Raw genomic sequence first — 10,973 nt, 5'->3', positions numbered from 1 at the left:
TCATAAGCTTATTAATAATGATGGTGTGAACTTTGGTGTGAATTTTGATAAAAAAGCATAAAAAAGCACTTGATGGTGTGAACCAAAAAGTGCTTTTCCATTGATATATAATTGTTTTCTATCTCTTACTGAATTGTGGAGATTTACGAGCTTTTTTAAGACCGTATTTCTTGATCGACTGTTTTATTAGCTTTCATCAGCTTTTAAAATATTGAAAAATAGCCAATTCTATAAGAAATCATTTCATCTAGTTTTAACTAATTTTAGTATAATGGTGTGAATTTCACTATAAAATAATAATTTTGAGTGGGAAAATACCGAAAATTCACACCATAAAAATTTATCACGACTTTCTTTTTTTTATTCCTTGAAATGATATCTTATATCCATATTTTATTTTTGAGATTTAATTTCTTTCTTTATTATATAAGAAAATTAAACAAAAAGATTTTTCTATTTAATAAATTTAAGGATGACTGTTGTTAGTCATCCTATTTTTTATTTTAGTTCTTTTGTTTTTACTGATTTATTAAATTGTACACCATACATATTTCTTATATCATCCATAGTATATTCAGATTTCCCAAATCTTCTATAACCATCTGGTGACAAATACCAGCACATTTTTTTCTTATGCCATCTTAAACCAAGTTTCTTTAATTTTTCTTTATGTGGCTTTGTATCTCCTGATACCCATACGAACGATCCTATTATTTCTATGTTGATATGATTTAGCTTAAGAAGTTCATTTATTAGTTCGATAAATTCAGATGAAGCTTCATTTGTTTTTTTATCATAATATTCACCTTCTTTATTTATATGTTTGTTTTTAACTATATCAAACAGTTTCTCATACTCATTATTAATTTCTTTCATAAGTTCCTCTTTGCCGCCAACATCTGGATGATATTTCATTACTAATTTGTGATATTCTTTTTTTAGTTGTTCTAAAGTTTTGATGTTATTAAAAAATTTCATATAATCTCCTTTTTATGATTTCTTTATTTTGTTTTGACAATGCAACGAAAGCAATATCTAATAGCAAAATAATCAAGGTGGAGATTGAAAATACTACCTTGATTATTTTGCGGATATTGCTAAAGTAAATAGGCAAAACAAAAGGAATCATAAAAAGTATTCGATTATGAAAATTAATAACATGAGAACTTTAACTAAAATAAGAAACAAATTAATAGACACGGCAATGTGGAACATTAAGAAATCAAATGAGTAACTGATATTGTTAAAACACCAGTAAAGAAGGTGTATATTATAAAAAAACATTTAAGCTTCTTCTGATTAACTAACGAAAGAACTCTTAGATAATTTATATTAACAAATAGATTAGTGTATCGTTAATAATATCAGGAGTTACAATGCCTTATATAAAAATTTTAGAACTTGGAAAGATGGCTTAGAAATATTATTTGCTAAGTTGATAATAGAAGATATTTGTATTAAATCTACTATGGTGATATCCTCGAAATAAGTTAAGTGTACAATGAAATCAGTATTTCACAAAATAGCGAAATTAAATAGAAAAATCACAAAATATCCTCATTATTAAATCGCAATATAAATTTAAGAATCATATTTTATTGTGTTATAATAAATATATCTTAAAGCACTACTTAAGAAATTTTAAAAAAGGAGTAATTTATATGAAAAACAAGAAAATTTTAGGATTAATGTTAGCTGGAATGATGCTAGCAAACGCAGTACCACAAGTATCATTAGCGTCTAATGATTACAATGTTAAAAGAATACAAGGTGTGCATAGATATGAAACAGCAGCAAGTATTGCAGCATCTGCTTTCACAAAATCTGACAGAGCAGTTTTAGTAAGTGGCAGTAACTTCGCTGACGCACTATCAGCAGGAAATCTTGCAGATCATGCACCTATCTTTTTATTCGAAAAAACAGATATGATGCAAAGAGCAATTAACACAATGCGTTCATTAGATGTGAGAGAAGTAGTAATCATAGGTGGTGAAAAATCTGTACCTAAATCTGCAGAAGAAAAACTTAAAGAGAAAAACTTTAAAGTAATAAGAATTGCAGGAAGAAACAGATACGAAACATCTACTAAACTTGCTAAACAACTAAAAGCTAAAAATAAAGACAATGTTGTTTTAGCTAATGGTGAAAAATTCGCTGACGCATTATCAGCAGCACCTTACGCAGTACAAAAGAAACAAACTTTAGTATTGACTGACGGTAAAACTTTACCTAAAGACGTTAAAGCACAAGATGTCAAGACAATCATTGGTGGAGAAAAATCAGTGAACATCAAAGGCTTAAACAAAGCTCAAAGAATTTCAGGTAAAGATCGTTACGAAACTTCTCTTGAAGTTTTAAAACACATGAACAAAACTCAAAGTGCTGTAATCGCTGACGGTAGAGATTACCCAGATGCATTAGCAGCCGCACCTTACGCAGTTAAGAAAAACACTGGTATCTTATTATCTAACGATTCAGCTATCGACAAAATAAAAGAATACGTTGATAGTCAAAATATCTCAGATATAACTCTTATCGGTGGCGAAAAATCAGTAACAAAATATCAAGAACAAAAATTCACAAAAACATCAACTGAACAAAAACCTCAAGAAAAACCTGAAGATAAAAATCCAGAAGATAAACCACAAAAACCAGAACAACCTTCAGAACCTGAAGATAAACCTCAAGATCAAATGGCTTGGAGACAAGAAAGATTAAAACCACAATCAAGTAAAGACATTGACTTGTCTAACTTCGATATGGATACACCTCTTTCAGAAAAAGAAAAAGAACTTGTAAAACTTATTAATGATTATAGAATCTCTCTAGGAAAAAGACCTCTCAACGTTTCTAAATCATTAACTTACGTTGCAAGAACTCACAACAGAGATCAAGTATTACACTTTGAGAACGATTTAAAAGATGATCAAGGAAGACCAGCAAATATGCATAGTTGGTCAAAATATGGAAACTGGACACCTACAATGTATAATAAACACAGCCGTCATAGACTTATGTGGAACAAACCAGGAGAATTAACGCCATACAAAAGTGAAGGATTTGAAATCTCAGCAGGTCAACAATATTATACTGAAGTTTACCAAATGACACCAGAAATAGCACTAAATTTATGGAAAAATTCTCCAGATCACAATGAATTTATAATTAAAAATAACGTTCTATATGATATATATCATGCAGAAAGAATTATGGGTATCTCAATCCATGACGGATTCGCAAATGTTTGGTTCGGAAATGATCCTACTGATCCAGCTGGATTCCATATAACATATGAAAAATAAAATCTAAGAGAGGTTCTTTTGAACCTATCTTTTGTTTTATAAGGAATATTTTTTACTTTAAAAAAATCAAATTTCAAGTAAAAAATAGCTTAAGGAGTGCGTTGTTCCACAACGCCGACTAGGAAAGTGAAAAAAATAATATCAATAATTTTAAAAAGAAAGGAAGTAAAAGATATGGCATTTATCAAAGGATTTATTATGAGCTTTATTCTTGTTACTATCGGTAGAAAATTTAACGATAAATAATAAGAAAGAAGAAATACTCATGCAAACATTAACAGACTTTATAAACGAAATGCAAATAGAAAACCTAACAGTTGATAATATCAACAGATATTTGAAACTTTATGGTTTAAGACCTATAAAAAAATAGTCGCAAGTTTTATACTTGCGACTATTTTTTAATTAATTCTTTAACAGAATCAATATTAGATAAAAATATTCCAATAACTGTTAAAAGTGCTACCGTAAATATTATTAAAAGTATTGGTGAGTGTATGACAAGCCACTCAGGAATTAGTTTAACCATAACTACAGATAAAAAGTTAAACAAAAAATGTAACCCTATACTTCGTTTAATATTTCCAGTAAGTTCATATACATAACAACTTAAAACCCCTAAGAAAAAAGTAGGTGGGTATGTGAACCAAAGTTCCGTGCATACAACTAAAGATTATGGCTTGAAGAACTATTGCGACTTGAACATTTTTTAAATAGAATTAACTAAATATTTTCATATTTAGTATTTTTATAACTCTTGTAGAAATCCAAATTATCAAATTTCTTTTTATACTCAAGATATTTTTCTACATATTCTTCATTTTTTTCTCTTTCTTCATCTGATAATTCTGAAATTTTACTTTGTGGTTGAAGAAGATAATCAAAATCTTCGTATCCACAATTATTTAAGAATTCTAAAGTTTCATGGATTGAATTTAGATCAATGTCAGCTATTTTTTTCTCTTTTAATACTTTAACTATAGTCAATATCACAACATTTAAATATTCTATTTTATCAGGTTCACGATAATAAGGATTATCTTCGTTATTGTAATATTCTTCTTGTTTCTCTGATTGTTTTGACATTATTTGATCATAAATTCTTGTTTGTCTTCCATCATTTCGCATGTTCCAATTAACCCAATCTTCTTTATCGAGTACATCTATCTTATGATTGTATTTACCATATTTTTCATTAAATTCATTGAAGGTATTAACCTTATCGACATAATCTTCATATAATTGATCTATTGTTTCCTTGTCTTTACCGTTTAAATTTTCAAACCCATTCCAGATTAGATCTACCATAGTATCATTTAATTCTATAAATTCTGATACCTGGATTAGAGCGTCTTCTCTACATTGGTTAATATCGTTTTCTATTCTCTTTTTTTTGTCTGGATTAGTAATATGATTTAGTAAATAATCCTTTAGATAAATTAAAATTAATTTGTCTCTTTGTAACTTTGTTAATTCGCACCATTGTATCTTTTCAGATTTATCCCTTTTTTTAAAATTATTATTAATTACTCTTCTAACTTGCTGACTGATAGCTTCAGCATCTGCTCCATACTCTAACTCATAGTAATATTCAATTGCCTTTCTTGCTGTTGTAAATTCATCAGTTGTTTGATACTTTTTGCTCATTTTGTAATATTTCCTTTCTATTTAATACTATTTCCCATTTAATGTAATCTCTAATTTATTTTTGTGTTTTATATTGATATTACTTATTTCCATTATTATATTCATTAGTAAATTTATTTCATTGATTGATAATATAGTATTTTTTTGTTAGATGAATACAAAATCTTATTTTTTAATCTCATCTCTCTTTTATCACTCTATAACTATATTATACACCATTTTTCGTAATTTAAAACAGTATTTTTATTCATATAAATTTGTAATCCGCAATAAATTGAGTCTGCACAAAGTCTCGCTATGTCACATATTCTTTGTATATGTCACATTTGCAATTTGCTATAAAGGCTATTTCAAGCCATTTTATTGTTTTTTGTTTTTTATTTAATGTCACATTATTTTATGTTTCTGATGGTATAATATATGTATAAGGAAAGTGGATCTAGAGAAAATATAGAATCCGTTTCCTATATGATTTTAGAAAATCAGAATTTAATAAACCAAATATCGGATTTTCTAAAATCAAATATAAGTAGAAAGGAGCGATTCTATGAAAAATCGAAATTCTTATAATAAAAAGAATTATAGGAAAAAGAGAAAAGGAGATGATTTTATGCCAATTGCATACAATCCAAATTATCGAATATCAGAAGAAGCAAAAAATGAAATTAATGAAATATTTCATACAATACTTCTTCGATATTCGAATAAAGCATATTTGGATATAACAAACGATACTAAATTCAGTACAGTTCCTAATGTTATTTGGGATTGTTGGTATGTAGATAAAAATTTATCAGTTGCAAATTTTGAGCATCGATATAACGATATTCATAGTGATAGGCAACTTGATCAGTTTATTGACGATGCGTATGAGCTTCTAAGTACATTGTCGTTATCCTTCGATACCTTGGAATTTGAGTAAAATATTATGTCCCTATTAAAAAAAGGAGGAATAAATATGGACTATAAAATTTTAATTGTTAATCTTATTAATGTAATGAAGGGGGGTGAAATTTATGAAGCCTAATTGGACTCCTAAATTGAAGGATGTCTTAGGATATCCTACTAAAGAGATTACCAAAGTTTCAAAAAGAACCGGACAAGAATATAATGTTGAGGTAATCGAAACAATTACTTTAGTGTCTATCGGCTCCAAAGAAGAAACTTTGGATAATAACTATAGATATTTTGTAGCCGACCCTAAAAAGGAGCTAGAATATGCAGTTAAGGTTCCAAACGAAGTCGAAGTTTCGTTTGGAACAAGACTGATTTTTAGAAACTTAAGAGGAGGGTTACTACCAAATTCTAATAATGGCTGGTATTCCGCCGACAGTGTAGAAGTAGTAGCAAAAAATGCTTAAGTCTTCTAAGTACAGGAGAATAAAACGTTCAGCTACTTCTAAACCTATGGGGCATGAGATAGCTCTCATGCTCCTTGGGTTTACTATTCTAGCTTTAGTTTTAATTTTACTAATAAAAAAGGTATCTAATTCATACTTTGGTATCGATTTAAACAAGCTTCTAAATTCTCTTATTCAGTTTTTATCTATAACGATAATTTTAGATATAATACTGATTATTTACTTATATAAAAGAAGAGAATTAGTTACTCAATTAGATATTCCAAAAATGTCAGAAGAGAGCAAAAAGATATCAAGAAAGATTAGTCAATTATTCAACGATAAACAAATAATTGATGTATTAAAGCTATCTAATGTCACAAGATATGGGTATGAAATGCCAGAAATCTATGTTTATTTAGATGACGATCAAGATTCAGGATATATAGCAATTGAAAATATCGGTGGTAATTACCTTACTCTTGACAAAGAAAAGTACAATCAAATTGTTTCAGGGATAATTGGAGGTAAATATAAAAAATATTCGGTTGTTTCAAGCGAATTGATTTTATCTGATACTTATGTGTTGTTTCATTTTGAAGATGTTTTAACTTCAAAACGATTTATATTAAACAGTCCAGACGATTTAAAAGAATGTTTGTCAGAAAATCCAAATATTATTAAATTTTCAAAAGATTTATCATTAGATTTTTCAGATACTGCTCACTTGAGTATTGTAGCTAGAACTAGAGCTGGAAAAACTTTCTTGGCTGGTAGATATCTAGCTGAAATTATGGTGCTTCAAGGATGGGAAGTTGAGTATAATTCTGCTAAGCGTGATTTATATGTTGATAAGTTTAATGGTCAGCATGAACCAGTTAAAATAGTTGAACGTGCTGAGTATTATTGTGAAGTAATGCTTGAAAGATTAGAAACTATTCACTTAGCTGGAAAAGAAAAATACAAAGATATCGGATTGTCTGATATAGGATTGTTTTTTGATGAAATCGGTAATTTAAACGCAGCTCTTGATTCTGAAAAAGAATATAAAAAAAGATGGGAACAAGCGATTAATAAACTATCTGCAACTGGTGGAAGTGCTGGTATCCATATTATAGCAATTTCTCAACACGCTACTAAAGAAGGTTTCCTTCCTTCTCTTGCTAGAGTAAATTGTTCGGATGCCGTAATAATGCTTGGAGGAGCTGCTGACTCAGCAGATGAAAGAAGATATTTGATGTCAGGATATGCTGATATGCCACGAAGGAATTACAAAAAAGGAACAGGACTTGCTAGATTCATCTCAGCAAAGCCTAAATGGCATACTCCACATTATTACGAAACACCGTTGATAAACTTTTAGCCTGTTTTAATTTTTAATTATAACGCCTGCGGCTAATCTGGGCTTGTCGAGATTAGCCGCAGGCAAAAAAAGGCAAAGAGAATAAACGACTTTGAGTCGATCAGTCCGTTTTTTTAAACGGTGATTATATAGGAAAAATTAAAAATATAATTAGAAATAATTAAATGGAGGAAATTTATATGAAGTTTCTAAATAGATGTTTAAATAAAAAAAGAAAGAAGGATAATTTTATTATGAAATTATTGGGAGAAAAATTATTGGGAGAAAAAATATTAGGAGGGTTTTATGAAAAAGAATTCTAGATTGACAAGTATAATGATCGTTCAATTATTAGATAGCAAATATTGGCTGGATTACGAAGAGGAACTTATTGATAAAGCAAACGAAGGTGATATAGCACCTTTGCTTAATGCTGTAGTAGAAAAATTTAATAGCCATAATTGCAAAGTCAAAGAAGCGAATGGAATATTACACGATAAGGATACCCGTAAAATATGGGATAGCCAGATCAATGACTATAAGGAAGAACCAAAGGGAAAACACGTACATTTTCTTATTAAGTTTGAAAGAGGAGATACAATTAATAGCCTTGCTATCTATTGTGGAATCGAACCGCAATATTTAGAAATAGCGAAGTCTGGAAGATATGGTTACGATAATTTACTAGCTTATTTGATTCATTCTAAAGATACAGACAAATATCAATATAAGCCAACAGAAGTTGTTACAATTGCAGGTCCTCAATATATGGATATTTATAGCGATAGGCATGAAGCTTGGATTCGTGGCAAGGCAACTAAACAAGCAAATCTTGCAAAGAAAGATATTGATTATGTAATATCAGAAATTATTAATGGAAATATATCAAAACAGCAATTACTATTAACTGATAATTTGTATCTTGTATATTCACAAAATAAAAGGAAAATAAATGAAGCATTCGATACTTATGGAGAGTTAAAATCAGCAATTACAGTATCAGCTCTCGAAAAAGGTTCCTTTAAGAAAACAATAATATTTATATCTGGAAAATCAGGTGTAGGAAAAACCTTATTAGCAACAAAGTTAGCTAACGTTCTGAAAAAAGTTGCATTTTGTAAAGTTGGAGAAAGATGGGAGATTTGTAAAACCGCCGCAAAAAATAGTTTTGATGAATATAACGGTGAAGAAATATTACTTATGGATGATGTAAGAGGTGCTGCTTTAAGCGCATCTGATTGGTTAAAATTACTTGATCCATATTCTATTAGTCCAATTTCTGCTAGATATCATAATAAAGTAGGATCAGCTAAAGTGATTATAATAACAAGTTCAGTTGATCCAGATAAGTTCTTTCAATCTTCCGAAAATTTTAATGGAGAAGCTATTGGTCAGTTTAGAAGAAGAATAGATTATTATATTGATATTCATGATTCGATAAATTCTAAAGATTCTATTGATTTGCTAATTTCGGAAAAAATGGTAGACCCTTATATTTCATGGCTTTATCCAGATTTAGATGATTATGAAAAGTATATAGATTATTTTTTCAAAAAGCAAGAAACTACATCAGTTTCTAACGTATTAACTTCGGTGATAAAAAAAATAGTAGATAATATGAGATGGAACAATAAGGACCTTAATAATGGAAGTAATTTTAAAAGATGAACAAATTCAAGAGATTAGGCAAATCGTAACTAAGATAATAAAAGATGAGTTAGAAATTATTATAGAAAGCAACTCTCTGGATAATATATTTCTAAACAAAAAGGAGACTTGTAATTATCTTAAAATATCAAATAATACTCTTGATGAATGGATATTAAAAGGATTACCAGTAATAAGGATAGGAAAAATTGTAAGATTTAAGATAAACGATATAAATAATTGGATGAGTGAGTTTGAAAATACCGCTTAGTTATTATATACTTTAATTACGGTATTTTCCTGCTCTGCAAGGAGAAATCATGGCGATAACAAAAACAAAAAACGGAACATATAGACTTAGAATTTATATTCCTGAAAAGGCAAGAGGTTATCTAGGTAACTGTTCTAATATTTATGAAAAAAGATTCAAAACAAAACAAGAAGCAAAGATAACAGAATTAGAAATCAAGAACAAAATAAATGATGCTCAAAATAATAAGATATCTGTATCACCTTCATTTGACGGAGATATAACATTCAAAGATTTTTATAAAGATTTTTGGTTAGATCCATATAAGGTAGGACAAACAACAAATACTTCAAAGCCGCCTTCCACCGTTACAATAGAAAATACAGAGAGTATTTTTAGACTTCATATATTGCCAATTTTTGGAGACTATTCTCTGAATTGTTTGAACAACAACAAGCAACTTGTGTCGAAGCTTTTAACAGAAAAATCTAAACAATTAGTTAATTTCAAGTTTATAAAAAGTTATGTTAATTCTGTCTTTAACTGGGCAGCAGAACTTGATTTTATTAATTCAAACAAATTATCTTATACTATAAATAGGATTAAACCTCTTAAAAAAATTATAGTTGAAGATTCAAAAAGTGACGAAGATAAATATTTATCGGAAGATGAACTAAAACAATGGTTAGATGCTTTTAAATTTGATTATGAAAATAGCAAAATCGACTTAAAAGAATATACATTGTTTATGACAACTTTTATCTTGTCCGATCGTAAGAGTGAATCTTATGCATTGAAATGGAAAGACGTTGATTTGAAAAATTCTTCAGTAAGAATTGCAACAGCACTTGATCGACACGGAAATATGAAAAATACAAAAAGTAATAAAAAGACTGTATTTAAAATTCCATGCGAACTAACTTTATTGCTTTCACAATGGAAAGCCTTACAAAAAGAGAAGTTAAAGCAATTTAATATCATTCAAAATAAGGAACAACTAGTATTCACTTATATTGATACTAGAGGAAATATCAATAAAGCTCTTCATTCTGATTATTTAAACTACAGAATGTTGTCTGTCAAAAAAAGACATCCTAAATTAGTACATTGTACTCCTCACAAGCTAAGACATACAGGTGCATCTTTAGCGAAAAAGGCAGGAATGACGATGAGTGAAATCAGTGAAGCATTGACTCATAGCGATACAAGAATTACTAAAACTTATGTAAACACTGATAATATTGTAAATATTTCCCCTGGAGAACTAGTATATCATAAGCTTATTAATAATGATGGTGTGAACTTTGGTGTGAATTTTGATAAATAAGCATAAAAAAAGCACTTGATGGTGTGAACCAAAAAGTGCTTTTCCATTGATATATAATTGTTTTCTATCTCTTACTGAATTGTGGAGATTTACGAGCTTTTTTAAGACCGTATTTCTT

10 protein-coding genes are annotated in these 10,973 nt (G+C 28.8%); 8 read left to right on the top strand and 2 right to left on the bottom strand.

Features of this window, described 5'->3' with window-relative positions:
- Positions 1 to 498: 498 nt before the first annotated feature.
- Positions 499 to 978: a DnaJ domain-containing protein gene (locus GKG00_RS08675; protein ID WP_154255076.1), complete on the bottom strand. Its 480-nt coding sequence runs from the start codon at positions 976 to 978 to the stop codon at positions 499 to 501.
- Positions 979 to 1,661: 683 nt separating this feature from the next.
- Here GKG00_RS08675 and GKG00_RS08670 point away from each other — a divergent pair.
- Positions 1,662 to 3,302, top strand: a complete 1,641-nt coding sequence (locus tag GKG00_RS08670) for a cell wall-binding repeat-containing protein (RefSeq protein WP_154255075.1) — start codon at positions 1,662 to 1,664, stop codon at positions 3,300 to 3,302.
- 723 nt (positions 3,303 to 4,025) lie between these two features.
- On the opposite strand, the gene GKG00_RS08660 is transcribed toward GKG00_RS08670, so the two are convergent.
- Positions 4,026 to 4,949 (bottom strand): hypothetical protein, encoded by a 924-nt coding sequence (locus tag GKG00_RS08660; protein WP_154255074.1) that lies wholly within the window; start codon positions 4,947 to 4,949, stop codon positions 4,026 to 4,028.
- 547 nt (positions 4,950 to 5,496) lie between these two features.
- Here GKG00_RS08660 and GKG00_RS08655 point away from each other — a divergent pair.
- The 7 genes from GKG00_RS08655 to GKG00_RS08630 all read left to right on the top strand — a co-directional run bounded on the left by GKG00_RS08655 (position 5,497) and on the right by GKG00_RS08630 (position 10,855).
- Positions 5,497 to 5,871 carry a hypothetical protein gene (locus tag GKG00_RS08655; protein ID WP_154255073.1) on the top strand — a complete coding sequence of 125 codons (375 nt, stop codon included), beginning with the start codon at positions 5,497 to 5,499 and terminating at the stop codon, positions 5,869 to 5,871.
- Between the two features lie 94 nt (positions 5,872 to 5,965).
- On the top strand, positions 5,966 to 6,310 hold the full coding sequence (locus GKG00_RS08650; protein ID WP_154255072.1) for a hypothetical protein: 345 nt from the start codon (positions 5,966 to 5,968) through the stop codon (positions 6,308 to 6,310).
- A 268-nt stretch (positions 6,311 to 6,578) separates the two neighbouring features.
- Positions 6,579 to 7,652 carry a cell division protein FtsK gene (locus tag GKG00_RS08645; protein ID WP_154255071.1) on the top strand — a complete coding sequence of 358 codons (1,074 nt, stop codon included), beginning with the start codon at positions 6,579 to 6,581 and terminating at the stop codon, positions 7,650 to 7,652.
- Positions 7,653 to 7,831: 179 nt separating this feature from the next.
- Positions 7,832 to 7,954 carry a hypothetical protein gene (locus GKG00_RS09075; protein ID WP_277752829.1) on the top strand — a complete coding sequence of 41 codons (123 nt, stop codon included), beginning with the start codon at positions 7,832 to 7,834 and terminating at the stop codon, positions 7,952 to 7,954.
- Positions 7,938 to 9,299 (top strand): Rep family protein, encoded by a 1,362-nt coding sequence (locus GKG00_RS08640; protein ID WP_154255070.1) that lies wholly within the window; start codon positions 7,938 to 7,940, stop codon positions 9,297 to 9,299. Before GKG00_RS09075 ends, GKG00_RS08640 begins: the two co-directional genes overlap by 17 nt.
- The gene (locus GKG00_RS08635; protein ID WP_154255069.1) at positions 9,277 to 9,549 is read left to right on the top strand and encodes a helix-turn-helix domain-containing protein; all 273 of its coding nucleotides are present in this window, start codon (positions 9,277 to 9,279) and stop codon (positions 9,547 to 9,549) included. Before GKG00_RS08640 ends, GKG00_RS08635 begins: the two co-directional genes overlap by 23 nt.
- Positions 9,550 to 9,598: 49 nt before the next feature.
- A complete protein-coding gene (locus GKG00_RS08630) occupies positions 9,599 to 10,855 on the top strand; it encodes a site-specific integrase (protein WP_154255068.1) in 1,257 nt (418 codons plus the stop codon).
- The last annotated feature ends 118 nt before the right edge of the window (positions 10,856 to 10,973 follow it).

The organism is Finegoldia sp. BIOML-A1 (genome assembly GCF_009678325.1).
Lineage (GTDB): Bacteria > Bacillota > Clostridia > Tissierellales > Peptoniphilaceae > Finegoldia > Finegoldia magna.
Note: the sequence above shows the minus strand (reverse complement) of the source record. Positions and strands in the feature narration are given on the sequence as shown.